The following is a 24988-nucleotide window of genomic DNA, read 5'->3' on the forward strand; positions in this document are numbered from 1 at the left end:
GACCGGCCGGCGACTCATGTCGACAGGCCCTCCGGCAAGGTCACGGCACGCAGGCGATCGACTTGCAGCCGCGCGAGCAACCCGGGAAGCACCTCGAGGATGACCGGCTGCCCCTGCGCGGTGCGCGCCGCGTGGCCGTCGTGCAGCAGCAGGATGTCGCCCGCCTTCAGCCCGTCGGTGAGCCGCGCCAGCACGGTCGCGGCGTTGCCTTCGCGGGTATCGAAGCCACGCCGCGTCCAACTCACCAGCGACAGTCCCATGCGGTGCAGCACCGGCGCCAGGAAGGGATTGCGCAGACCGGCGGGCGCGCGGAAGCAGTCGGGCCTCAGGCCGATGACGTCCTCGAGCACCTGCTGCGCGCGCGAGATCTCCTGCGCGAAACCACGCGGCCCCAGCAGCGAGAAGTTGTGACGGTGCCGCGCCGTGTGGTTCTGGATGCTGTGGCCGCGCGCGATGATCTCGCGTGCCAATGCAGGATGCTCGAGCACCCGCTCGGCAATGCAGAAGAATGTGGCGCGCTGCCCGTATGCGTCGAGCAGATCCAGCACCTGCGGCGTCACATCCGGGTCGGGACCATCGTCGATCGTGATCGCGACCTCGCACCTTGCCGCAGCGCTTGCCGGAAGCCGCGTGACGTTGGGGCCGAGCAGGCTGCTGCGCGGCGTCAGGCCGGCCGCGCTGATGACCGCATGGTTCAGCACGACGGCGCCAATTGCCCACGGCCACGCGCCCGGCACGAACAGACCCGCGCCGAGAGCCGCGATGTGCACCAAGGCGCTGGCCTGAATGACCGGCGGCCATGGCCAGGATCCGCGATGGGAGACAGGAAGGACTTGCGACATGGACTCTCGAGAGGCGTAGCCGGTCGATTCTCCCATCAGCGCGCCCTGGGAGCGAGCGGCGCGGTGGCACGCGCGAACGCGGCCGAGAGCAGCAGCGCCAGCAGCGCGCCGGGTGCGACCACGCGGCCGATCGACGACAGCGCCGGGATGTTGGAGATCGCGATCAACCCGAACGAGATCACCGTCGTCAGGTTCGCCAGCATCAGCGACGCCAGCGTGTCTTCGTCGGCGCGGCCGGTCTCGCGAAGTTGATCGAAGAACAAGGCGTAGTTCGATCCGACCGCCACGATCAGGAGCATCCCCACCAGATGAAGGATGCCCAGCGGCACATGGAGCGCCGCCATGCCGCCCATCGTGAGCACCACGGCCACTGCGAGTGGCTGGCACACCGCGAGCAACCGGCGGCCCGACCGCAAGTAGGCGCCGAGCAGGATCACCACCGCGAGCGCGCCGAGCATCACCTGCACGAAGGCCTCGTGCAGATAGCGCTGATAGAGGTTCGCCAACTCGTCGCCCACGTTGACCACCTGGACGTCCTGCACCCCGTCGAGCGCCGCCGCGAGCCGACTGGCGTCGAAGCTCGCGCCCGGATGCAACGCGATCAGCGTGGCCCATCCGCCGGCCTGCCGTTCGAACATCAATGCGCTGAGCACCGCGTCGAGCGGCCCGCCCTTCAGGTCGGCACGCTGGACGATCGGCAGGACCTTGGCCGCCTCCACATCCGCAATGAAGGGTTCGAGCCGCGATGCGGGCAGCGGTAATCCGCGCGTCGCATCTGCCAGCCGGGCGCGCAAGGTGTCTGCGTCCGGCAGGCTCGCGAGCCGCGCCTTCTGCGCCGCTTCGCTCGGCAACAGCCGCGTGACGGTTTCGTAGCCCGCGAGGTCGCCCTTGTCGACCAGCGCGTCAAGCCGCGCGCCAGCGGCCTCGGTGCTCTGCAGCGCCGATTGCAGATCGGCCCCCTGGACCACGACCAGCGTGCCGCCGTCGCTCGCGCCGATGTCCGATCGCAGTTCTGCGTCGAGCTTCTGCGTGGCCTGCGGCACCGGGCTCATCGCGCCGAGATTCGCGCGCCACAGATCGCCGCCCTGCCACAGCACCAGGACCAGAGCGACGGCGCCCAGTCCGGCGAACACCCAGCGCAGACGCGGCAGACCCCGCACGAGGAATCCCGCCACACGCGCCATCCGGGCCCGCATGCCCATGCCCGTGGCGCCGTCCGGCGCGAGGACCGGCAGCACGAAGCGTGCGACCAGCGCGGCCGCGATCAGGCCCGCGAGCGAGAACACGCCAAGCTGCGCCAACCCCGGAAAGCCCGAGAACACCAGCGCGGCGAATCCGCACACCGAGGTCAGCAGGCCCAGGCGCACCGTCGGCCAATGAATGTCGCGCCAGCGCCGCCATCCGGTGCCCGGCGTGGCCGCGCCGCGCGCCTGGATCAGGTAGTAGATCGCGTAGTCCACCGTCTCGCCGATCAGCGTGCTGCCGAACCCCAGCGTGAGGCCGTGCACCGAGCCGAAGACGAGGCTGACCGTCGCGGTGCCCCAGACCACGCCAGTCGCGACCGGCAGGAACGCGACGACGAGCGCGCGCGGCGATGCGAAAGCCAGCAGCAGCAAGGCGCCCATCACGATGCCGCCCACCACCGCGAGGTGAATCGCCTCGGTCTTGATCTGGTCCCGGCTCTCGACCGAGAAGATCGGCGCGCCGGTCATCTGCAGTTGCGGGCGGTCGCCCGAGAGGCCGTTCGTCGCTGCGTCGAACGCGCCGCGCACCTTTGCAATGGCCTTCGCGACTTCGTCGAGGTCGCTGCCCGACGCATGCGTGGTCGCGAGGATCACCGCGCGCGGCGCGCTGCGCGAGACCCACACGCCTTCTTCGCTGCGCGGTGAGCTTGCCGGGATCAGCCCTTCGGCGATGCGCTGCGTTTCGCCGGTCGGGTCACGATCGAGCAACGGCTTGAGCGCGTTGCCCGCGGGTGTTCCGAGCATCGACAGCGTGTCGACGATCGCATCGCGCAGGCCTTCGGTGGTGAAGCGTTCCGGCGTCACCCCGGGCGAAAGCTGGTAGCGGTGGTCGAAGACCCAGGTGCCCGACTGCTTCCATTCGCTGGTGTCGCCGTTCTGGACCTGGTCGAAGAGACCGCCTTGCCGCATCGCCGATGCAAGCGCGCGCGACACATCGGCGCGCTGCGCCGCATCCTTGCCGCCCTCGATGCCGATGAAGATGGTGCGCGAGGCGATGCCGCTCTGGAGTTGCTCGATCAGCAGCCGCTGCCGCGCGTCGGGGCTCTTCGGCAGGAAGGCGGAAAGGTCCGCGCTGAAGTGCGAGCGCGCGATCACCGCGATGCCCACGGCCAGCAGCGCCAGCCAGAGCCACAGCGAGAGCCTGGCGGGGCGCCCGCTCGCCGATGAAGCGACGCGCGTCACGGCGTGGGTCGCGCCGGCGCGCTGACAGTGCTGCGATCGGGCGTGATGTTCATCACCGAACGGTCGCCGCCGATGAACTCCATCTCGATGCCGAGCACTTCGCCGCCCCGACCGGTCAGGCGCATGCTGCGCACCTGTGCGGCGAGGCGTTCGTCGACGGGCTGGAGCTCCAGCGCCCACTCGTTGCGGGTGCCGGTGAGCGTGCTGCGGAAGTAGCGCTGCAGGCTTTGTGCATTGCCGCTCAGGGTGCCGCGCATCGCTTCGACCATGCCGAGCAGCTCGGGCATGCTGTCGAGCGCGACCGTGCGGGTGCGGCCGCCGCGCGACAACGTCAGCGTGTTGCCCTCCACGCTCATCGTCTCGGGGCGCGGCGTGATCGTGCGGCGCATCAGCCGGTCGGGCGCGGTAAAGCTCAGCACGCCGCTGGCGTCCAGCGGCCCTTCGAGGCCGCGCACGAAGCGCTGTTCGGTGAACGTGGCGTCCCCGCTCCTGCGCTGCGCCAGCAGGCTCATGAGCTCGGGCACATCGAACGCCCAGGCGGACGACGCCGACATCACGAGCGCCAGCGCCGCGAGCAACGCCTTGCACCAGCGATCAATCCGAATCTTCGAGCCAGAAATCATGAAAGTTGAACCAGTTGTGCGGATACGCGCGGCACAGCGCCTCGAGCCGCGCCACATAGCTTTCGAGCGCTGCACGGATGCGCCGTTCGCGCTCGGCAGGATCGGCGATGCGTTCGCTGAAGTCGGCCAGCGGCTCGAACAGCACATCGTAGCGGGCACCGCCCACGTAAAGGCCGGCCATGAAGAACACCTTGCGGCGCAGCAATGCGGCCAGGCGGAAAGGCCCGTCGTTGAAGATCGCAGGCTGCCCGAGGAAAGGCAATTCGACGCTGCTGCCCCGCTGCTGACCCGCCTCTTCGGGACCGGCGAGCGTGCGGTCCGCCAGCAGGCCGGCGAGGCCGCCGGAGTCGAGCCAGTCGCGCAGTTCGAGCATCGCGTGCGGACGGCCCAGCGCAATGATGTGCGGCCGGTGCTCGGGCAGGCTGATCGCATTGAGCAAGGCGCTGATCTGCTGCGCGTTGTCCTGGTACATCAGCATCGCGAGCCGGATGTCGGCAGGGGCTTCTTCCTTCTGCCGCGTGGCGCCCAGCGCCTCGAAGCTGCCGACGTGCGCGCCCAGCATGAAGGCACCACGCCCCGCATTCACCTCGGCCTCGACTGCTTCGTGACCGCGCACGTGCACGTCGAAGAGGTCGATGCGTCCGCGCAGGAAATAGAGCCGGTCGAGCACCGTCGATGCGAAGGCATGCAGCAGCCGGTAGCCATCGCTCCACCCGGCCCGCGGCCCGATCGCGCGGAGCAGATAGCGTTTGATGTGGCGTCGCGGCGTCGGCGAAAAGAGGAGGAAATAGAGCGCGATGGGATGCAGCACCAGGCGCGCAATTGGCCGACCGAGCCTGAGCGCGATCCAGCTGATGACACGCAGCGCGAGCATGTTGCTGCGCTCGGGCGCGCGTGCCCAATCGGCCTGCCCGGGACGGGAATCGCCGCTCTCGGGCGGCGAAGCGCTCATGACGCGATGCCGACGCCGGGTGTCCAGCGCCCGCTCGCGGCGACGACCTCGCCGCAGCGCACTTCGAACCGCAGCCCGCGCGACGCGCCGGTTTCAGGAACGAGATCGATCAGCAGCGCGCTGCCCGGCCGTACGGGCGCGAGGAACTTGGCCGCCGCAAGCGTCGGACTGGGCCCAAGACGCGCCGAGAGCGCCGGTACACCGCGCACGGCTTCGAGCACTTCCGCCACCAGCAGCGCACCCGGCAACAGCGGTTGGCCCGGGAAGTGGCCGGCGAAGGCCGGATGGTCTTCGGGCACCTCGCGCGTCAGTTGCACCGGCGTCGTGTCCGAGGCCAGATGCGCCAGCGCGAACTCGCGCAACGACTTGACCGTGAGCTTGCCGGTGCCTTCGCGCGGGAAGGCATTCACATGCACCACGCGCCGCGGCACGAACACCGCCTCGACGCGCTCGCGCAGCGCAGCGATGATCGCCTGTGCATCGAGCGTCGGCGCCACGACGAAGGCGACAGGCCGCACCACGCCGTCGACCACGTCATCGGGCAGCCAGAAGGCACCGTCGACGACGCCCGGAATGCTGTTGAGGTGGTGGTTGAGATAGCCCAGCGAACTGCGTCGGCCGGCCACGTGGATCAGGTCGTTCGCACGGCCCAGCAGGCGGAAGCGACGATCGCCCTGCAGCTCGAGGATGTCCGCCACCGGGGTCGGCTCGCGAATGAAGTCACCCGAGACGACGAAGCGCTCGTTGCCCGCTGCATCCTGCTCGCGGTGGACGCGGACGTCGCCAAAGGTTTCCCACACCTCGCTCTGGGTCGGCTGGCGCGTGGCGACCTGGCCGGATTCGGTGCTGCCGTAGATCTCGATCAGCTTGCCGCCCATCGCCTCCTCCGCCTGGGCCGCGAGTTGCGGCGACAGCGGCGCGGTGGCCGAGAGGATCAGGTCGACCTGCGGCAGCTCGATGCCGGACAGCAGCAGGGTCTTCAGGTGGAAAGGCGTGGTCACCAGCGCGCGCGGCTGCGGCACCGAGGCCAGCGCCTTCGCCACGTCGGCCGGGAAGAACGGCCGTCCGCTCTCGAACGCCGCGCCGCCCAGCAGCGCGAGCAACGCCGAGGATTCGAGGCCGTAGCTGTGCTGCACTGGCACCGTCGCGACCAGCGTCAGGCCGGACAGCGAGGGACGGCCCAGCAGGCTCGACAGCCGCTCGACCGCCGCCTTGACGCAGCCCACGAGACTGCCCCAGGTCTTGGCGTGCGGTTGCGGCGCGCCGGTGGAGCCGGAGGTCAGCAGACTCGCCGCATGCATGTCGCGATCGAATGCCGGCAGCGGCGCGTCGGCCGAGCGATCCGAGGGCGCGTGCTTGTCGAAGAGAACGTTCGGAAGGCCGGGCGTTTCGATCGCGGCGTCGTCGATCACCGCGAATGCCGGATCGCCGACTTCGTGCAGTCGCGCGAGGGTGTCGGGCCGGGCATCGGGCGGCAGGAAGCTGGTTTCTCCGCGTACGAGTGCAGCCGCCAGGCTGACGGCGAAGGCGTAACGGTCCACGCACAGGTTCACGACCGGGCCACCCTCGCGCAATTGCGGCGCGAAGCGGGCCACGTCGGCGAGAAACTCGCGTGCGCTCACGGGCACGCCGTCGCGCCACGCGAGCGGCTGGTCGAGGTCACGGTCCGCGATCAGCGGGAATTGGGATTTGGATGTCACCGCAGAGTCCGGTTCAACGCCGGGCGGTGCCACTGGCCGGCGTGCTGTAGAAGGCGCGCACCGCATCCACGAGGCGGGTGCGTTCGAATTCGGGATGGAGCCGATAGCGCAGCAGGTGTTCGCCCAGGAAGAGCACACCGATCAGCAGCGGCGTCAGCAGATTCGCGAGCACCGACCAGACCGCGAACGGCTGGGTTTCGAACACGATGACCGAAGCGACGGCCATCAAGGCGAAATAGAGCGTCCAGACCCGCGTGACCTGCGCGGTGTAGGCCACGTGGGCCGGCGACAGCGGATGCACGCGCTGCGCGAACTGCCCGATGAGCGACAGCCGGCCGGCGCGCAGCGTGCCACCGAACCACCCGCACAGCAGCGCGTTGATGCCGGCGTGCTGGAGCATGTAGAGCCGGTTCGTGTCGCCCACATCGCCACGGATCACGAGCGCGAACAGGACGACGCCCACCATGGCGGAAAGCGCCAGCCCCCGGCTTCCGAAGCGGCTGCCGGCGAGCCCCATGGCGGTCAGCCACAGCGGGCCGAGCAGCACCACGATCGCCCACGGCTCTGCCGCGTGGTAGAGCATCATCCAGTGGGAAACAAAGGCATAGCCCACCCCCGCGATCAGCAGGAGCGCCATGCGCCATCGAGACATGGATCAGGAAGTGCCGCGGTTTTGCGCGACATGCGCTGCAAGACTGCGCAGCGACGAGAAGATCTGCTGGTTGCGCTCGTCGTCCGAGCGCAGCTGGAAGCCGTACTTGCGCGAAACTTCCAGCGCCACTTCGAGGATGTCGATCGAATCGAGACCCAGGCCTTCGCCATAGAGCGGCGCGTTGGGCGCGATGTCGGCCGGGGCGACTTCCAGGTTGAGCGATTCGACCAGAAGCACGGCCAATTCATTCTCCAGGGGGGACTGTTCGGAAGTGTCGCCAGCGGCGGAAACGGGAAATTGTGCAGTCGATGACAAAAGAGAACTCCGGAACTTGTGAAAAACTATCGCTCGGGTTCTTGGAATTATAGGGAGGCCTGCTTCGCTAGACTGGCTGCTCTCGCAACGACCGGAATTCACCCATGGCCGACCCCCTCCTCATTGCCCGTCACGACGCCGTCGAATGCAACCTGCTGCCGGGACTGGCCAACCGCCATGGCCTGATCACCGGGGCCACCGGCACCGGCAAGACCGTCACGCTGCAGACCATGGCCGAGAAGCTGTCCACCATCGGCGTGCCGGTATTCATGGCCGACGTCAAGGGCGACCTGACCGGTGTCAGCCAGAAAGGCAGCATCGGCGAGAAGATGGCCGCTTCGCTGAAGGAACGCGGCATCGATGCGCCCGAGCCCTTCGCCTGCCCCGTCACGCTGTGGGATGTGTTCGGCGAACAGGGCCATCCGGTGCGCGCCACCATCTCCGACATGGGGCCGCTGCTGCTGGGCCGCATGCTCGACCTCAACGACACCCAGTCGGGTGTGCTCAACCTGGTGTTCAAGATCGCGGACGACAACGGCCTGCTGCTGCTCGACCTCAAGGACCTGCGCGCGATGCTCCAGTACGTGGGCGAGAACGCGAGCCAGTTCACCACCCAGTACGGCAACATCAGCGCGGCCAGCATCGGCGCGATCCAGCGCGGCCTCCTGCAGATCGAAACCCAGGGCGGCGACAAGTTCTTCGGCGAGCCGATGCTCAACATCGCCGACTTCATGCAGACCGAAGGCGGCAAGGGCGTGGTGAACATCCTGGCGGCGGACAAGCTGATGAATTCGCCGCGCCTTTACGCGACCTTCCTGCTGTGGATGCTCTCGGAGCTCTTCGAGCAACTGCCCGAGATCGGCGACCCGGACCAGCCCAAGCTGGTGTTCTTCTTCGACGAAGCGCACCTGCTCTTCAACGAGGCGCCCAAGGCGCTGGTGGAGCGCATCGAACTCGTGGTGCGGCTCGTGCGCTCCAAGGGCGTGGGCGTCTTCTTCGTCACACAGAACCCGCTGGACATCCCCGACTCGGTGCTCGCCCAGCTCGGCAACAGGGTGCAGCACGCATTGCGGGCCTTCACGCCGCGCGACCAGAAGGCGGTCAAAGCGACCGCGACCACGATGCGGCAGAAGCCCGGCCTGGACATCGAGAAGGCCATCACCGAACTCGCGGTCGGCGAGGCGCTGGTCAGCTTCCTCGACGACAAGGGCCGCCCGTCGGTGACCGAGCGCGTGTACGTGCTGCCGCCCGGCAGCCAGATCGGGCCGATCACGCCCGCCCAGCGCCAGGCCCTGGTCGCGAACTCGCTGGTCGCAGGTGTCTACGAAAAGGCGGTCGATCGTGAGTCGGCCTATGAAAAGCTCAAGGGCCGCGCGGCGAGCGCGCCGGATGCACCCGTGCCTGGGACCGTGAACCCGGGCGCGGCGTCGCCGCAGGATGCAGGCGGTGGCGTGATGAACACCGTCAACGAGATCCTGTTCGGCTCGGTCGGTCCGCGCGGCGGCCGACACGACGGCCTCGCGCAGACCATGGCGAAGTCCGCGATGCGCACCATGGGCACGACCGTCGGCAAGGAAATCCTGCGCGGCGTGCTTGGCGGCATCTTCGGCTCGAAGAAGCGCTGACTCAGACCAGCTGCGTCAGCGCGTTCTCGAAGGCCTGGCGCGCAATCCCGGTGCGGCCGCTCGAACGGGCATGGCAGCGCGCGAGCGCCGCAGCCACCGTGGCAGACACGTCACCGAAGATCGCCGCATCGGACACTTCCGCGTCACCCTCCATCAGGAACGCGAAGGCGCGCGCCATGCCGCAGTTGGCGATGAAGTCAGGGATCACCGCGACCTGCGAATCGGCCTGCTCGTAGATCGGGCCGTAGAAGATCTCGCTGTCGGCAAAGGGCACGTTCGCGCCGCTGGACACCACTTCGAGCCCGCCTTCGACCAACGCCTCGACCTGCTCGCGGGTCACGAGCCGAGAGCCCGCACAGGGCAGGAAGATCTCGGCGCCCGCGCTCCAGACCAGGCTGTCGATTTCGTCGAAGCGCAGCATGTACTTCGCCGAGAGCTGGTTGCCCTTCTTTTCGAGGAAAAGCTGGCGCACCTGGTCAAAGCTGAAGCCGTCCGGATTCAGCAGTCCGCCGTCGCGGTCGATGATCCCGACCACCTTCGCGCCTTCCTGCGCAAGGTAGTACGCGGCGGCGGAACCGACATTGCCCCACCCCTGCACGATGACGCGCTTGCCGGCCACGCTGCCCCCGTACAAGCGGTAGTAGTGCCGCACCGACTCGGCCACGCCCCAGCCGGTGATCAGGTCGGCCACCACGTATCGGCGCGCGATGTCGGGCGAGTACTGGCGGTCTTCCACCACCTTGGCCACGCCCATGCGCAATTGGCCGACCTTCTGGATGCGCTCGCTGTCGCTCGGCGCGAAATGCCCGTTGACCACGCCCTCCTGGGGATGCCAGAGGCCAAAGCTCTCGGTGATTGGGATCACTTCGTGCACCTCGTCGACGTTGAGGTCGCCGCCGGTGCCGTAGTAGGTCTTGAGCAGCGGCGTCACCGCCTTGTACCAGCGCCGCAGCACGTCGTTCTTGCGCGGATCGGCCGGGTCGAAGTCGATGCCCGACTTCGCGCCGCCGATGGCCGGGCCGGAGACGCTGAACTTGACTTCCATGGTCTTCGCCAGCGATTCGACCTCGCGCCGGTCCAGACCGGCACGCATTCGCGTTCCACCGCCGGCGGCGCCGCCGCGCAGCGAATTGATGACGACCCAGCCCTTGGCGGGTGTTTCGGCGTCGTGCCATTCGAAGACGATCTCGGGCGCCTTGTTCTCGAAGCGGGTCAGCAGTTCTTTCATCTTTGTCTTTCAGGATTCGTTGAGGTCAGGCAAGCAGCAATTTGTCGTCGTCGAGCTTCTCGCCGCGGGTCTTCTCGAACATGTCGAGCAGGTCGGGCACGTCCATGCCCGTGCGCTCCCTGCCCGCGACGTCGAGGATCACGCGGCCTTCGTGCAGCATCACGGTGCGTGTGCCGTAATCCAGCGCCTGCCGCATGCTGTGCGTGACCATCATGGCCGTGAGCTTGCCGGCCTCGACGATGCGCGCGGTGAGTTCCAGCACGAAGGCGGCGGTCTTCGGATCGAGCGCCGCGGTGTGCTCGTCGAGCAGCAGGATGCGCGACGGCTGCAGCGAGGCCATCAGCAGGCTCACCGCCTGCCGCTGTCCGCCGGACAGCAGCCCCATGCGATCGGCCAGGCGGTTCTCCAGGCCGAGGTTGAGGATGCTGAGCTTCTCGCGGAAGAACTCGCGCAGGCTGCGCGTGAGCGACAGGCCGAAGCCGCGGCGCGCGCCGCGCTTCCAGGCCAGCGCCATGTTCTCCTCGATCGTCAGCGCCTCGCAGGTGCCGGCCATCGGGTCCTGGAAGACGCGCGCCACCAGGTCCGAGCGCTGCCATGCAGCACGTCGCGTGACGTCTTCGCCGTCGATGTGGATCGTGCCGCGATCGACCAGGAGGTCGCCGCTCACCGCGTTCAGGAAGGTCGACTTGCCCGCGCCGTTGGAGCCGATGACCGTGACGAACTGGCCCGTCGGGATCTTCAGGTCCAGCCCGCGCAGCACGCGGTTCTCGATCGGCGTGCCGGGGTTGAAGGTGATTTCGAGACCCTTTGCGTGCAACATCAGCGTACCCCCTTGGCAGCCATCGAAGAGACAGTGCGCGCGGCCGCCCGGCGTGCCGGCAGCTTGCGCTTCCAGGCGGGCACGAGCAGCGCGAACGCGACGAGAACGGCCGTCACCAGGTTCAGGTCCTGGGCCTTCAGGCCAATGAAGTCGCTGTTGAGCGCCAGCGCGATGAAGAAGCGGTAGAGCACCGCACCGAGCACGCAGGCCAGCGTGGTCACGACCAGGCTGCGCGCCGGCAGGATGGTCTCGCCGATGATCACCGCGGCAAGCCCGACCACGATGGTGCCGATGCCCATCGAGATGTCCGCCCCGCCCTGGCTCTGTACGAAGAGCGCGCCGGCCAGTGCGACCAGCGCGTTCGACAGCGCCAGGCCGCAGATGGTCTGGCGATCGGTCGAGATGCCCTGCGCACGCGCCATGCGCGGATTGCCGCCGGTGGCCCGCATCGCGAGGCCCGCTTCGGAGGCGAAGAACAGGTCCAGCAGCACCTTGACTGCGACCACGATGGCGAGCAGCACGAGCGGCTTGAGCAGGTAGTCGGGCATGCCGCCGAATGCGAGCATGCTGAATACCGTGGGCTCGTCGATCAGCGCGATGTTGGGCTTGCCCATGACGCGCAGGTTGATCGAATAGAGCGCGATCATCACAAGGATGCTGGCGAGCAGCTGCATGATGCGCAGGCGCACGTTCAGCCATGCGGTGAGCCAACCGGCCAGCGCGCCGGCCGCGATGGCCGCGCCCGTCGCGGCGAAGGGATTCCACCCCGCCACGATCAGCGCTGCCGCGACGGCGCCGCCGAGCGGGAAGCTGCCGTCGACCGTCAGGTCCGGAAAGTTGATGATGCGAAACGACAGGTAGACGCCGAGCGCGACCAGTCCGAAGATCAGACCGATCTCGACGGCGCCGAGCGAAGCAATAAGGGACATTTCAGTTCTTTTCCAAACAGTGGAAATCGGCGCAGCGCAATCCAGGGATACCGCGGAACCGGCTTCGCCGGGCCGCTGGTATCGCCCCCGGTCGGGGGTGGAGAGCGACACGAAGTGCGCGAGCCTGGGGGCGAGTTACTTAATCACCACCTGGGCTGACTTGACGAGCTCATCCGAGAGCGTCACGCCCTGCTTCTGCGCCGCACCCGGGTTGACATGCAGTTCGAAGTTGTCGCTGGTCTGCGAGGCGATCGTTCCCGGCGCCTGGCCCTGCAGGATGCGCACGACGATCTTGCCGGTCTGGTGACCGATGTCGTAGTAGTTCAGGCCCAGCGCCGCGACCGCGCCGCGCTTGACCGCGTCGGTATCCGCCGCCACGACCGGGATCTTGGCCTGCTGGGCGACCTTCACGATGCCCTCGAAGGCCGACATCACGTTGTTGTCCGTCGGCGCGTAGATGACGTCCACCTTGCCGACCAGGCTCTGCGCGGCGCTCGCCACGTCGACGGTGCGCGCGGCGGCGCTTTCCACCAGCGTGAGGCCCGCGGCGGGCATCGCCTTCTTCAGCGCCTCGACGATCGCGACCGAGTTGGCCTCACCCGGGCTGTAGATCACGCCCACGCGCTTGGCTGTGGGCACGACCCGCTTGATCAGCGCCAGGTGCTTGTCCAGCGGCGAGAGGTCCGACACGCCGGTGACGTTCGTGCCCGAGGCTTCCCAGCCCTTCACCAGCTTGGCCGCGACCGGATCGGTCACCGCGCTGTAGACCACGGGGATGTCCTTGCTCGCAGCGACCACGGCCTGCGCCGACGGCGTGGCGATCGCGACGATCACGTCCGGACGCTCTCCGACGTACTTGCGCGCGATCTGCGCGGCCGTGCCGTTGTTGCCCTGGGCGCTCTGGAATTCGTACTTCAGGTTCTTGCCGGCTTCGAATCCGGCGGACTTCAGTTCGTCCTTGACGCCGTCGCGCACCGCGTCGAGGGCCTTGTGTTCGACGATCGAGGTGACGGCCACCGAGACCGTCTTGTCGGAGGCGTGGCTGGGAGCGGCTGCGCCAGCGAGCGCGAAGGCGAGAAGACCGAGGGCGGAACGCACGAAAGAATGTTTCACGTTGAAGTCCTGATGGGAAATAGTCGAGTGGGTTTCAATTCAGGGAAGCACTCCGGCGAAAGGGCTTTGTGAGCCCGGTCGAATCACTGCGTTCCCAGGGAGAGAAGTGTGAACTTCCGCACGAAAAATCTGCTTTCATCGCAGACCCGGGCGAACCCTCAGGCATGAAATAGAATTTCTCCAATTCGGCAACTTTGGAGTAAATCTTGTACGAGACCGATCTGGACCGCATCGATCGCAAGATCCTGGGCTTCCTGCAGGAGCACGGTAGAGCCTCCAACCTGGAGCTGGCCGAGGCCGCCGGCTTGTCGCCGGCACAGTGCCACCGCCGCCACCGGCGACTGGAGGAAGCCGGCTACATCGCCCGTTACGAGACCCGGCTGGCCCCTGCCCGGCTCGACCTGAATGTGGTCGCCTTCATCCTCGTGGCGATGGAGAAGGGCCACATCCGCGACCTGTCGAAGTTCACCAACGTGGTGACCGACCTGCCGGAAGTGCTGGAGTGCTACTCGATCACCGGCGACTACGACTTCGTGATGAAGGTCATCGCGCGCGACCTGAAGGGGCTGTCGCAGTTCCTGATCGAGAAGCTGATGCGGCTGCCCGGCGTGGACGGCGTGCGGTCCAGCGTGTGCCTGGACGAGTTCAAGTGCACGAGCGCGCTGCCCCTGCCGGAATGATCGGCGATCACCAGCGCAGGAAGCGACTGCCGATCAGCGCGCCCACGACCGCCGGCAGCGAAATGCCGAGCACGTACCAGACCGCGAAAAAAGGCGCTGCCAACTCCACGCAGTGCAGCGCGTAGATCGCCGCCCCGGCGCCGCCGGCCATCAGCCCGGCCGCGGCACCCGCCAGCGCCGGCCGTGTCGGCGCCAGCCCCTTGAGTGCAACCAGCGCCGCGACGAACACCGGCAGCGCGACGAAAGCGATGTTCGCCGTGCAGGTCCGCCAGGTCTGCCCCATGACCAATGCGGGGCGCTCCTCGGCGGGCGCGGACACCAGCATGTAGGCGGCCATGCCCCAGACGACCAGCACCGGCACGGCCAGCCCGAGCCAGGCCTTGCGCACCTTCACGCCCGGCCGCGACAGCCGCTCGACCATCAGATAGGCGCCTGCCGCGATGCAGACCGGGAACAGCAGCCGCACCCAGAACATGGGCCACGTCATCACTTCCATCAGGTCACGCCGCAGGCCGAACACCCACTGCATGAAGACGAAAGACAGCGGCAGCCCAACCAGCAACGCAGTCAACAGCCGCCGGCTTGCCACATGCGTCGGCACCGGCGTAGCGCTGGCGGCGAGCATCGAGATCAGGTCGTCCGTCTTCATCAGATCGCCTCCTTGATCTTCAGGGCGAGCGCCTTCAAGCCACGGTGGATGCCGACCTTGACCGCCGACTCCGACATGCCGGTGAGCTTCGCGGTCTCGGCCACCGAGAGGCCTTCCAGCTTGACATGGACGATGGGCAATCGATGTCGATCCGGCAAGGTGTCGAGCAGACCGGCCAGGTCCCGTCGCGCATCGCTGGCTTCAGTGGCCGATTCGGCAAAGACCGCGAGCTCATCGTCAAGCGGCTCGTGCAAGGCCTCGCGTCCCGCCTTGGAGCGCAGCAGATCGATCATCTTGTAGCGCGCGATCGCATGCACCCAGGCCGTCAGCGGCTGGTCGCTCTGGTAGGTGTGGCGCTGGTTGTGCATGGCGAGAAGGCATTCCTGGACGAGATCTTCCACTTCATCGGGCCACCCGAACAGCCGCCTCGCGAGATAGGCGCGAAGGTGCGCGCTCAGCTTCTGCAGGAAGGTGCGATAAGCCGTGGCGTCGCCTTCCAGCCCGCGCAGGAAGAGCTCGTGGAGCTCCTGCTCGGCGCCGTTCCCGTACTGCGGATTCCCTTTGGACATTCGTGTTTTCAGCTCACCTGGTTACAGGGCCATGCAAAAAAAGAAACCGGGCGGATTGTGCCGCGCGCTGTAACTCACGGCGAGCGGACCGCGAAGTAGAGACGACTGCGCCAGCCGGTGCGGTTGAACAACCACCCAAGCACAGGAGTTCACCATGATCAATCGTTCTTTCGCAATCGCCGCCCTCGCACTGGGCGCCCTCGCCGCGTCCTCCGCCATGGCACAGGACAAGAAGCCGATGGATGACTCGATGGCCAAGGTCGAGAAGTGCTACGGCGTCTCGATGGCCGGAAAGAACGACTGCGCCGCCGGCCCCGGCACCACCTGCGCGGGCACGTCGAAGATGGACTACCAGGGCAACGCCTGGCGAAACGTGCCCGCCGGCACCTGCACCTCGATCAAGACGCCCAAGGGCATGGGCTCGCTGATGCCGATGAAGGCCTGACCCACCTGTCAGGACGCGGCCATGTTTGCAGCAATGACAGCGGGCGTCGGACTCAAGCCGCAGCACTTCGACGCGGCGGCATCCGCCGCGATCGACGGCCTGTGGTTCGAGGTCCATCCCGAGAACTACGCCGTCGAGGGCGGGCCGCGCTTGGCATGGCTGGAAGCGATACGCGAGCGGCACCCGGTGTCGCTGCACGGCGTCTCGCTCTCGCTCGCGTCGGATGCCGGACCCGACGCGGCCCAGCTTCGGCGGCTGGCCGCGCTGGCGCGCCGGATCGAACCCGCGCTGGTGTCGGAGCACCTGGCCTGGTCGCGCTGGGACGGCCGCTACTTTCCCGACCTGCTCCCGTTCCCGCGCACGGATGAAGCGCTGCATTGCATCGTGCGCAACATCGAGCGCGTACAGGCCGCGCTCAACCGCCCGATCGCGATCGAGAACCCGTCGCACTACCTGCGCATCGCGACGCACGAATGGGACGAAATCGACTTCCTCGACGAGATCGCGCGACGCACCGGCTGCACGCTGCTGCTCGACATCAACAACGTGCACGTCTCGGCGCGCAATCTCGGCTTCGAGGCGGACGACTGGCTCGACCGCTTTCCCGCATCGCGCGTGACCGAGATCCATCTGGCCGGGCATACGCGCGATCCGAACCTGGGTGCCTCGCTGCTGATCGATTCGCACGATGCACCGGTCGCTCCGGACGTCTGGCGGCTCTATCGCCGATTCCTCGAGCGCGCGGGCGCACGCCCGACCTTGATCGAACGCGACGGCAACATCCCATGTTTCGACGAACTGATGACCGAACGCGCACACGCCGAAGGTGAACTGCGGCGCGCCGCGTGCGGCGCGGAGGTCACCTCATGACATCGGGACTCAGCCGATTCCAGTCGGCCTTCGCGTCCGCGTTGCACGCACCGGATGACATCGCGGACCCCGCCATGCACGCACTGCTCGCACAGCCGGCGTTCGCGGTCTACCGCAACACGGTGATGAAAGGCTGCGTCGATGCGCTCGAAGCCAACTTCCCCGCGGTGGCGCGACTGGTCGGCAGCGAGTGGTTCCGTGCAGCGGCGGCGCTTCATGTGGCCGACCAACCGCCGCGCGACGGGCAACTTTCGCGCTATGGCGGCGCGTTCCCCGACTTCCTCTCGGGCTTCGAGCCGGCCTCCGGGCTCACCTACCTCGCGGACGTGGCCCGGATCGATGCCATGTGGAGCGAAGCCCACGTCGCCGCCGATGCCGCCCCGGTCGACGCTGCATGGCTCGCCCGCCAGGAGCCCGATACGCTGGCCCGGCTCGTCCTCGTGCCGCATCCGGCGGCCCGCTGGGCATGGTTCCGTGATCAGCCGATCTTCTCCATCTGGCAACGCAATCGCGCAGAGGGCGACGCGGCCGGCATCGCGCATCTCGACTGGCGCAGCGAAGGCGCGTTGATCACACGCCCCCGCGACGCGGTTCGGTCGTGCGCGATCGGCGAGGCGGACTGCGCATTTCTCGATGCCTGCGCCACCGGCCTGCCGCTCGCCGAGGCGGCGGAGCGCGCATCGGACGCGAATCCCGAAGCCGACCTCGCCGCCCTGCTCGAAGGCCTGCTGCGCGCCGGCGCCTTCGCGCGCCCTTCCCCTCAACCCGACCTGGAAGTGAGAACGCCATGAACACCCGCACCGCATCCCCCGCGCTCAGCCATGACGCCCAGGACCACGGCCTGATCGCGCGATGGAACCGGCTCGCCGCCGGACTCACGCGCCTCGTGACGCACGACGTGCTGGCGCTGGCCAGCCGCTTCGCCATCGCCGCGATCTTCTTCATGTCCGGGCGAACCAAGGTCGATGGCTTTCTCCACATCACGGAAGGCGCCTACGAGCTTTTCCGTACCGAATACAAGCTGCCGCTCGTTCCACCCGAGATCGCGGCGCATCTGGCAGCCTATGCCGAGCATCTCTTTCCGGTGCTGCTCGTGCTGGGTCTGTTCACGCGGCTGTCCTCGCTTGCGCTGCTCGGCATGACATTGGTGATCGAGGTCTTCGTCTACCCCGACGCATGGCCGACGCATCTGTCGTGGGCCGCGCTGTTGCTCTACCTCGCGGGCCGCGGCGGCGGCACCCTCGCGCTAGACCGGTTGCTGCGCATTGCCTAGCGAGCGCATCGCGACGCCATCCGCCTGCTACGGCGAATGGCGTATGCACCGGCTTGCCAGTTGGGAAAGCCCTCGATACATTTTGTTTTTTGAGGGCCTGCAATGTCTGTTGACACCGTTCCGACTCCATCCTCTTCCTCCGTTTCCTCCGCGTCTCCCGAGCCCTCCATCGACGCAGCGGCCGCCCCGGCGGCCGGCCCATCCTCGCCACGCAAGCACATCCGACTGACGTCGCACGCCGGACTCACCGGCGCGCTGCCAATCCAGTGGGGCGCGGCAACACCTGCCGAGCGCGGACCCGTGGTCGGCACCACCACCAAGCGCGCCCACCGCAACGTGATCGGCACGCACAGCGGCTCCTACAGCGTCTATCGCGCGCTGGCCGTGGCTGCCGGCGCGCTGTCGCCGAGCCACAAGGCCGACCTGACCAACACCGCGCCCACCGATGCGATCGGCCCTTATCCGCAGTGGAGCGAACCGGGCCGCATCGTCTCGCTCGACCCATGGGGCGCTGTCGTCGCGGACGTCTTCGCGACCGAGCTTGCCGCCGGCTACGACATCCGACCGACCATCGCGATCACCAAGGCGCACGTCATCCTTCCGGAAGTCATCGAGGCGCTGCAAAAGGGCCGCCTCCAGGCCGACGGCAAGTTCCTTACGCCGGGCGGCGCAGCGATGGTCACCAAGGCGGCGGTCGAACCCGTGTGGTACCTGCCGGGTGTCGCCAAGCGCTTCGGCTGTTCCGAGACCGACCTGCGCCGCGTGCTCTTCGAGGAAACCGGCGGCATGTACCCCGAGCTCGTGACCCGCTCCGACCTGGAGGTGTTCCTGCCGCCCATCGGCGGGCAGACGCTCTACATCTTCGGCAACCCGCGCGATCTCGCGAACCCGGAGGTCGAACTCACCGCGCGCATCCACGACGAGTGCAACGGCTCGGACGTCTTCGGCTCCGACATCTGCACCTGCCGGCCGTATCTCACGCACGCCATCGAGGAGTGCATCCGCGGCGCGCAACGCGGCGGCGTAGGGTTGATCGCCTACTCGCGAAAGGAAGGCCGCGCGCTCGGCGAAGTCACCAAGTTCCTGGTCTACAACGCCCGAAAGCGCCAGGTGGGCGGCGACACGGCCGACCAGTATTTCGCCCGCACCGAATGCGTCGCCGGCGTGCAGGACATGCGCTTCCAGGAACTGATGCCCGACGTCTTCCACTGGCTGGGCATCCGCAAGATCCATCGGCTGGTCTCGATGAGCAACATGAAGTTCGACGCCATCGTCGGCTCGGGCATCGAGATCGGCGAGCGCGTCAACATCCCCGACGAGCTGATCCCCGCCGACGCGCGCGTGGAGATGGACGCCAAGATGGCGGCCGGCTACTTCACGCCCGGCGTGGTGCCCGACGCCGAGGAACTCAAGAAGGCCAAAGGCCGGGGGCTCGATCAATGAGCAAGGACAACTACGGGGTCGATCCCGACCGGCCGACGCGCAACGCAGCCGTGCGGAGCGCAGATGCCGAGGGTCATGTCGATCCCACTGTCGAGTTCGATCTGGACACCGACCAGCCTGCCGGCGCGGCCGCCTACCTGCGCACCACCACCGCGATCCGCAGCCGCGCGGCGATGCTGCTTGCACGCGCGCGGGCCGGCGAATCGCAGTGGTTCACCATCGGCAACGCCGATGCGCTCGAAGACACCGCACGCACGATCGGAGAAGTCACGCGCGACCGCTATCCGTGGAACCCGATCCCCTATCACAGCCGCTGGCGGCACTTCGAGGCGGGCGGCGTCAACCGCGTGAAGATGCTGGACGACCTGCTGGGCCCGATCGACGCGACCCAGCGCGCCCGCGCGCACATCGACCTGGCGCTGGTGAGCGTTCTCCTCGATGCCGGCGCCGGCCCCGACTGGCACTACGTCGAGCCGGCCACCGGCCAGCGCTACACCCGCTCCGAAGGTCTGGGCGTCGCGAGCTTCCATGCGTTCACGAGCGGTCTGTTTTCGTCGGACCCCAAACACCCGTACCAGGCCGACGCCGCCGGATTGCGCGCCCTCGTCACCGACCGGCTCGGCGATGCCTTTCAGGTCAGCACGTTCAATCCACTGGTCGGCCTCGCGGGCCGCGCCATGCTGCTGCGCCGCCTCGGCGAGGCGATGAGCGAGCAGCCGGAATACTTTGGCGACGACGGCCGGCCCGGCGGCATCTTCGATGCACTGGTCGCACCCCACGGTCCGGCCGCACCACCCACCGCGGAGATCCGGGCGCACGACATTCTTTCGCTGTTGCTCGATTCGCTCTCCGCGATCTGGCCGGCCTCCAACGCGGTCGACAGCATCGCGGCGGATGGCAGCGACTCGGCCGGCACCGGCGACCCCGCCTTTGCCCTGGGCGACTGCTGGCGCCATAGCGCGGTGCAGGGGCCGGGATTGACCCATGGCTGGATGCCCTTCCACAAGCTCTCCCAGTGGCTCACCTACTCGCTGCTCGAACCTTTCGAATGGGCGGGCGTGAAGGTGCGGCAGGTCGATGCACTGACGGCGCTGCCCGAATACCGCAACGGCGGCCTGCTGATCGACAGCGGGCTGATCGTGCCCAGGAGCCCGGCCTTTCTCGAACGCGAATGGAAGGTGGGCGACGAATTCATCGTCGAGTGGCGCGCGTTGACGATCGCCCTGCTCGACGAACTGGTGCCCGTGGTGCGCAAGGTGCTCGGCAAGAAGGACGACGAGCTGCCGCTCGCGCGCATGCTCGAAGGCGGCACCTGGGCGGCCGGGCGGGTGATGGCACAGCGCTTGCGTGAAGGTGCACCACCATTGCGGATCGTGAGCGACGGCACCGTCTTCTAGACTTCAACACCTTTTTCACAACGACAAGAGCGCCAAGGCGCGCCCCGAATCATCATGAGCAACGTCCACCTCCTCGACCATCCCCTCGTCCAGCACAAGCTCACGCTCATGCGCCGCAAGGAGGCCAGCACCAACAGCTTCCGACGGCTCCTCAATGAAATCAGCATGCTGATGGCCTACGAGGTCACGCGCGACATGCCGATGCAGGACATCGAGATCGAGACGCCGCTGGAGACCATGAACGCCAAGGTCATCGATGGCAAGAAAGTGGTGCTGGTGTCGATCCTGCGCGCAGGCACGGGCATCCTCGACGGGATGCTGAGCGTGATCCCCGGCGCGCGCGTCGGGCACATCGGGCTGTACCGCGATCCGAAGACGCTGACCGCCGTGGAGTACTACTTCAAGATGCCTAGCGAAATGGAAGAGCGCGATGCGATCGTGGTCGATCCGATGCTGGCGACGGGCAATTCGGCCGTGGCGGCGGTCGAACGCCTCAAGGAGCTGAACCCGAAGTCGATCAAGTTCGTCTGCCTGCTGACCTGCCCGGAGGGCGTCAAGACGATGCAGGAGGCACACCCCGACGTGCCGATCTACACCGCCGCAATCGATCGCGAGCTCAACAGCCACGGCTACATCCTGCCGGGGCTGGGAGATGCCGGCGACCGCATCTTCGGCACCAAATGAGCTCGCCCCCAGGCTGCGCGCACTTCGTGTCGCTTCGCCAACCCCCTACCGGGGGCGACACCGGCGGCCCGGCGAAGCCGGTTCCGCGGTGTCCCACGGCTGGGCTGTGATCCAACAAAGATTCTTTACTCGAGGAGAAGCACTGTGAACCAACGCCGCCAGATGATCGTCCGTTCCGTCGCCCTTGCCGCCGCGCTCGCGGCCGGTGCGCCGGGTCTTGCGCTTGCGCAGCAGAAGCTCAAGGTGGCGGCGGTGTACACCGTGCCCTTCGAGCAGCAATGGGTCGGGCGCATCCACAAGGCGCTGAAGGCGGCCGAGGCGCGGGGCGAGATCGAGTACACGGCAACGGAGAACGTCGCCAATGCCGACTACGAGCGCGTGATGCGCGAATACGCGCAGGCAGGCAACCAGCTCATCTTTGGCGAAGTCTTCGGCGTCGAGGCGGCCGCGCGCAAGGTCGCGAAGGACTTCCCGAAGACCGCCTTCGTGATGGGTTCCTCGCTCAAGCCGCAGGCGCCGAACTTCTCGGTGTTCGACAACTACATCCAGGAGCCGGCCTATCTGTCCGGCATGGTCGCGGGCGGCATGACCAAGAGCAACAAGATCGGCATGGTCGGCGGCTTTCCGATTCCCGAGGTCAACCGGCTCATGAATGCCTTCATGGCCGGTGCCAAGGAAGTGAACCCGAAGGTCGAATTCAGCGTGAGCTTCATCAACAGCTGGTTCGATCCGCCGAAGGCCAAGGAAGCCGCCTTCGCGATGATCGACAAGGGCGCCGACGTGATGTACGCCGAGCGCTTCGGCGTCAGCGACGCAGCCAAGGAGCGCGGCAAGCTCGCGATCGGCAACGTGATCAACACGCAGGACAAGTACCCCGACACCGTCGTCGCATCGGCCCTGTGGAATTTCGAGCCCTCGGCCGACCGCGCGATCAAGCTGGTCAAGGAAGGCAAGTTCACCGCCGAGGACTACGGCCAGTTCTCGACCATGAAGCACAAGGGCTCCGAGCTCGCGCCGCTGGGCACCTTCGAGTCCAAGGTGCCGGCGGACATCGTCGCCAAGGTCAAGGCCAGGCAGGCCGACATCCTCTCGGGCAAGTTCACGGTGAAGGTGGACGACACTCAACCAAAGTCCACGGCCAAGTGAGCGGCACGGGAAGCCGCCAGTGACGGTCCTGTCATTGCGCGGCATCACCAAGCGCTTCGGCGCGCTGGTGGCCAACGACGACATCTCGCTCGACCTGCAGGCCGGCGAGGTGCTCGCACTGCTCGGCGAGAACGGTGCGGGCAAGTCCACGCTGATGTCGATCCTGTTCGGGCACTACGTGGCCGATGCCGGCCACATCGAAGCCTTCGGACGGCCTCTCGCGCCGGGCAACCCCAAGGCGGCGCTGGCCGCGGGTATCGGCATGGTGCACCAGCACTTTACGCTGGCCGACAACCTGAGCGTGCTCGACAACGTGCTGATGGGCACCGAGTCGCTCTGGCGGCCGTTCTCGCAGCGTTCCGGCGCACGCACCAAGCTCATGGACGTGGCGCAGCGCTTCGGCCTGCCGGTACAGCCGGACGCGATGGTGGGCAGCCTGTCGGTCGGCGAACGGCAGCGCGTGGAGATCCTGAAGGCGTTGTACCGCGATGCGCGCATCCTGATCCTCGACGAGCCCACGGCCGTGCTCACGCCGCAGGAAAGCGAGGCGCTCTTCGCCACGCTCTCGCAGATGGTGGCGCAGGGCCTGTCGATCATCTTCATCAGCCACAAGCTCGCCGAGGTGATGCGCGTGTCGCACCGCATCGCGGTGTTGCGCGGCGGCAAGCTGGTCGCCGAGGCGAACACCCGCGATGCCACGCAGGCCCAGCTTGCGCTGTGGATGGTGGGGCATGCGATAGCAGGTACCGCGCGAAGCCCCGCCAGGCGTGTTGGAGATGCTGTGTGCGTGCTCGACCATGTGCGCACCGACGGCGACGGGCACGACCGGCTGCAAGACGTGACGCTCACGCTGCGCGCCGGCGAAATCACCGCGATCGCGGGCGTCTCCGGCAACGGCCAGGTGGCGCTGGCGGAACTGCTCAGCGGCACGCGCAGCCCGACGGCAGGCACGGTCAAGCTGATGGGGCGCGACCTGCCGCCCTCGCCCGCCCGGCTGGTGCTGCGCGGCGTGGCGCGCATTCCCGAAGACCGGCACGCGGTCGGCGTGATCGGCGATCTGCCGGTATGGGAAAACGCGGTGTCCGAACGCCTGCGCAGCCGCGCCTTTTCGCGCTGGCGGTTCTGGGTGCGGCGCGGCGCCGCGAAGGCGCACGCACGCGCAGTCGAGAAAGCCTATGACGTGCGCGGCGGCGGGCTCGACACGCCGGCGCGTTCGCTCTCCGGCGGCAACATGCAGAAACTGATCCTCGGGCGTGCGCTGCTGGCACCGGCATCGGTCGCGGCGCAAAACCGGCTCGCGCGGCTGATCGTCGCGCACCAGCCGACCTGGGGGCTCGACATCGGCGCGGTCGCCTATGTGCAGCAGCAACTGGTGGCCGCACGCGATGCGGGTGCGGCGGTGCTGCTGATCTCCGACGATCTGGACGAGGTGCTCACGCTCGGCGACCGCGTCGCGGTGATGCACGGCGGCCACCTCGGCGAACCCCGCGCGGCCTCTGCCTGGACGCGCGAGGCGATCGGCCTCGCCATGGCGGGGTCGAAGGCATGAGGCTCGAACGCCGCCACGAGATTTCGCGCACCGCGCTGCTGGTCGCACCGATCGGCGCGATCGCGTTCACGCTGCTGGTGAGCACCCTGCTCGTGCTCTGGGCCGGTGCGCCGGTGGGCCGAACCTACGCGGTGCTGCTCAAGGGCGGCTTCGGCTCGGTCTTTGCATGGAGCGAGACGCTCACCCGCGCGATTCCGCTGATCCTGACCGGCCTTTCCGCGACGGTGGCTTTCAAGGCACGCCTTTTCAACATCGGGGCCGAAGGCCAGCTCTATGCGGGCGCGCTGGCCGCCGTCGCGGTGGGCGGCATGCACGGCGGCACGGGCTTCGAGTTGCCTGTGTGGCTGCTGTTTCCGCTGATGATGCTGGCGGCGGCGATCGCCGGAGCGCTGCTGCTGCTCGGTCCGGCGCTGATGAAGAACAAGCTCGGCGTGGATGAAGTCGTGACCACGCTGCTGATCAACTTCATCGTGCTGCTCGGCGTCTCGGCGATGCTCGACGGGCCGATGAAGGACCCGAGCGCGATGGGCTGGCCGCAAAGCGTTTCGCTGCAATCGGACCTCGAACTGGCCAAGCTCATCGCCCAGACGCGGGTGCACACCGGGCTGCTCTGGGCAGCGTCGCTGGCGGTCGTCGTCTGGGCACTCTTCAAGTACACGGTGATCGGCTTTGACATCCGCGCCGTGGGTGCAAATGCGCGCGCCGCCGCGTTCGCTGGCGTGCCGGTCACGCGCACCGTGGTCTTCGTCGCGCTGATCTCGGGCGCGCTCGCGGGGCTGGCCGGCGCGATCGAAGTCGCCGGGCGTACCAGCTACGTGACTCTCGACATGTCGCCTGGCTACGGCTACAGCGGCATCGTGATCGCGATGCTCGCAGGGCTGAATCCGCTGGGCGTGCTTGCGGCTGCGATCTTCGTGGCGGGCGTGCTGGTCGGCGCGGACACCATGAGCCGCGCGATCGGCGTGCCGACGTACATCGCGGACGTGATCGTCGCCGCATCGCTGATCGCAGTGCTGGTCGCGACCTTGCTCACCCAATACCGCGTGCGCAGGAAATAG

Annotated in this window: 25 protein-coding genes; 12 read left to right on the top strand and 13 right to left on the bottom strand. The window is 67.6% G+C overall.

The genetic code is table 11. The features are described 5' to 3' along the window. Positions 1 to 14: 14 nt before the first annotated feature. Genes BLW05_RS01995 through BLW05_RS02025 form a run of 7 tightly spaced genes read right to left on the bottom strand, consistent with a single transcriptional unit; the run spans position 15 to position 7510 of the window. Positions 15 to 842, bottom strand: a complete 828-nt coding sequence (locus BLW05_RS01995) for a polysaccharide deacetylase family protein (RefSeq protein ID WP_256329971.1) — start codon at positions 840 to 842, stop codon at positions 15 to 17. Between the two features lie 35 nt (positions 843 to 877). After that, complete coding sequence (locus tag BLW05_RS02000; protein ID WP_093159024.1) at positions 878 to 3268, bottom strand: MMPL family transporter; 2391 nt, start codon at positions 3266 to 3268, stop codon at positions 878 to 880. Further along, on the bottom strand, positions 3265 to 3891 hold the full coding sequence (locus BLW05_RS02005) for a LolA-related protein (protein WP_093159027.1): 627 nt from the start codon (positions 3889 to 3891) through the stop codon (positions 3265 to 3267). Before BLW05_RS02005 ends, BLW05_RS02000 begins: the two co-directional genes overlap by 4 nt. Further along, on the bottom strand, positions 3863 to 4843 hold the full coding sequence (locus tag BLW05_RS02010; protein WP_093159029.1) for an acyl-CoA synthetase: 981 nt from the start codon (positions 4841 to 4843) through the stop codon (positions 3863 to 3865). The genes BLW05_RS02005 and BLW05_RS02010 overlap by 29 nt, the downstream gene beginning before the upstream one ends. Beyond that, positions 4840 to 6543, bottom strand: coding sequence for an AMP-binding protein (locus BLW05_RS02015; RefSeq protein WP_256329972.1), 1704 nt, complete (start codon positions 6541 to 6543; stop codon positions 4840 to 4842). Before BLW05_RS02015 ends, BLW05_RS02010 begins: the two co-directional genes overlap by 4 nt. A 13-nt stretch (positions 6544 to 6556) precedes the next feature. Further along, complete coding sequence (locus tag BLW05_RS02020; RefSeq protein WP_256329973.1) at positions 6557 to 7180, bottom strand: COG4648 family protein; 624 nt, start codon at positions 7178 to 7180, stop codon at positions 6557 to 6559. A gap of 18 nt (positions 7181 to 7198) precedes the next feature. Further along, entirely contained in the window at positions 7199 to 7510 is a 312-nt protein-coding gene (locus tag BLW05_RS02025; protein WP_093159037.1) for a phosphopantetheine-binding protein, read from the bottom strand. Between the two features lie 104 nt (positions 7511 to 7614). On the opposite strand from BLW05_RS02025, the gene BLW05_RS02030 reads away from it, so the two are divergent. After that, a complete protein-coding gene (locus BLW05_RS02030) occupies positions 7615 to 9135 on the top strand; it encodes a helicase HerA-like domain-containing protein (protein WP_093159040.1) in 1521 nt (506 codons plus the stop codon). Position 9136: 1 nt separating this feature from the next. Here the strand turns inward: BLW05_RS02030 and BLW05_RS02035 are convergent, their stop codons facing one another. From BLW05_RS02035 to BLW05_RS02050, 4 genes are all read right to left on the bottom strand, one after another. Next, positions 9137 to 10363: a Glu/Leu/Phe/Val dehydrogenase dimerization domain-containing protein gene (locus tag BLW05_RS02035; protein ID WP_093159042.1), complete on the bottom strand. Its 1227-nt coding sequence runs from the start codon at positions 10361 to 10363 to the stop codon at positions 9137 to 9139. A 25-nt stretch (positions 10364 to 10388) separates the two neighbouring features. After that, positions 10389 to 11183: an ABC transporter ATP-binding protein gene (locus BLW05_RS02040; protein ID WP_093159045.1), complete on the bottom strand. Its 795-nt coding sequence runs from the start codon at positions 11181 to 11183 to the stop codon at positions 10389 to 10391. After that, the gene (locus BLW05_RS02045; protein WP_093159048.1) at positions 11183 to 12112 is read right to left on the bottom strand and encodes an ABC transporter permease; all 930 of its coding nucleotides are present in this window, start codon (positions 12110 to 12112) and stop codon (positions 11183 to 11185) included. Before BLW05_RS02045 ends, BLW05_RS02040 begins: the two co-directional genes overlap by 1 nt. 135 nt (positions 12113 to 12247) lie before the next feature. Further along, on the bottom strand, positions 12248 to 13225 hold the full coding sequence (locus BLW05_RS02050) for an ABC transporter substrate-binding protein (RefSeq protein WP_093159051.1): 978 nt from the start codon (positions 13223 to 13225) through the stop codon (positions 12248 to 12250). 206 nt (positions 13226 to 13431) lie between these two features. Here BLW05_RS02050 and BLW05_RS02055 point away from each other — a divergent pair, with 206 nt between their 5' ends. Beyond that, complete coding sequence (locus BLW05_RS02055) at positions 13432 to 13905, top strand: Lrp/AsnC family transcriptional regulator (RefSeq protein ID WP_093159054.1); 474 nt, start codon at positions 13432 to 13434, stop codon at positions 13903 to 13905. Between the two features lie 7 nt (positions 13906 to 13912). On the opposite strand, the gene BLW05_RS02060 is transcribed toward BLW05_RS02055, so the two are convergent. After that, the gene (locus BLW05_RS02060) at positions 13913 to 14554 is read right to left on the bottom strand and encodes a DUF1109 domain-containing protein (protein ID WP_093159057.1); all 642 of its coding nucleotides are present in this window, start codon (positions 14552 to 14554) and stop codon (positions 13913 to 13915) included. Further along, a complete protein-coding gene (locus BLW05_RS02065; protein ID WP_093159060.1) occupies positions 14554 to 15123 on the bottom strand; it encodes a sigma-70 family RNA polymerase sigma factor in 570 nt (189 codons plus the stop codon). Before BLW05_RS02065 ends, BLW05_RS02060 begins: the two co-directional genes overlap by 1 nt. 154 nt (positions 15124 to 15277) lie before the next feature. On the opposite strand from BLW05_RS02065, the gene BLW05_RS02070 reads away from it, so the two are divergent. The 10 genes from BLW05_RS02070 (at position 15278) to BLW05_RS02115 (ending at position 24988) form a co-directional block, all read left to right on the top strand. Further along, on the top strand, positions 15278 to 15568 hold the full coding sequence (locus tag BLW05_RS02070) for a BufA1 family periplasmic bufferin-type metallophore (RefSeq protein WP_093159062.1): 291 nt from the start codon (positions 15278 to 15280) through the stop codon (positions 15566 to 15568). Between the two features lie 21 nt (positions 15569 to 15589). Further along, positions 15590 to 16438 (top strand): MNIO family bufferin maturase, encoded by an 849-nt coding sequence (locus tag BLW05_RS02075; RefSeq protein ID WP_093159065.1) that lies wholly within the window; start codon positions 15590 to 15592, stop codon positions 16436 to 16438. Next, a complete protein-coding gene (locus BLW05_RS02080) occupies positions 16435 to 17229 on the top strand; it encodes an HvfC/BufC N-terminal domain-containing protein (RefSeq protein WP_093159068.1) in 795 nt (264 codons plus the stop codon). Before BLW05_RS02075 ends, BLW05_RS02080 begins: the two co-directional genes overlap by 4 nt. Then, positions 17226 to 17711 carry a DoxX family protein gene (locus BLW05_RS02085; RefSeq protein ID WP_093159071.1) on the top strand — a complete coding sequence of 162 codons (486 nt, stop codon included), beginning with the start codon at positions 17226 to 17228 and terminating at the stop codon, positions 17709 to 17711. The genes BLW05_RS02080 and BLW05_RS02085 overlap by 4 nt, the downstream gene beginning before the upstream one ends. 102 nt (positions 17712 to 17813) lie before the next feature. Beyond that, the gene (locus BLW05_RS02090) at positions 17814 to 19154 is read left to right on the top strand and encodes a GTP cyclohydrolase II (protein ID WP_256329974.1); all 1341 of its coding nucleotides are present in this window, start codon (positions 17814 to 17816) and stop codon (positions 19152 to 19154) included. Then, positions 19151 to 20551 (top strand): URC4/urg3 family protein, encoded by a 1401-nt coding sequence (locus BLW05_RS02095; RefSeq protein WP_093159073.1) that lies wholly within the window; start codon positions 19151 to 19153, stop codon positions 20549 to 20551. The genes BLW05_RS02090 and BLW05_RS02095 overlap by 4 nt, the downstream gene beginning before the upstream one ends. A gap of 54 nt (positions 20552 to 20605) precedes the next feature. Further along, on the top strand, positions 20606 to 21235 hold the full coding sequence (gene upp / locus BLW05_RS02100; RefSeq protein ID WP_093159076.1) for a uracil phosphoribosyltransferase: 630 nt from the start codon (positions 20606 to 20608) through the stop codon (positions 21233 to 21235). A gap of 162 nt (positions 21236 to 21397) precedes the next feature. Continuing rightward, positions 21398 to 22381, top strand: a complete 984-nt coding sequence (locus BLW05_RS02105) for a BMP family protein (protein WP_177142561.1) — start codon at positions 21398 to 21400, stop codon at positions 22379 to 22381. A gap of 19 nt (positions 22382 to 22400) precedes the next feature. Beyond that, positions 22401 to 23930, top strand: coding sequence for an ABC transporter ATP-binding protein (locus BLW05_RS02110; RefSeq protein WP_093159081.1), 1530 nt, complete (start codon positions 22401 to 22403; stop codon positions 23928 to 23930). After that, the gene (locus BLW05_RS02115) at positions 23927 to 24988 is read left to right on the top strand and encodes an ABC transporter permease (RefSeq protein WP_093159083.1); all 1062 of its coding nucleotides are present in this window, start codon (positions 23927 to 23929) and stop codon (positions 24986 to 24988) included. The genes BLW05_RS02110 and BLW05_RS02115 overlap by 4 nt, the downstream gene beginning before the upstream one ends.

It is taken from the genome of Variovorax sp. YR216 (assembly GCF_900107745.1).
Classification (GTDB): Bacteria; Pseudomonadota; Gammaproteobacteria; order Burkholderiales; family Burkholderiaceae_C; genus Variovorax.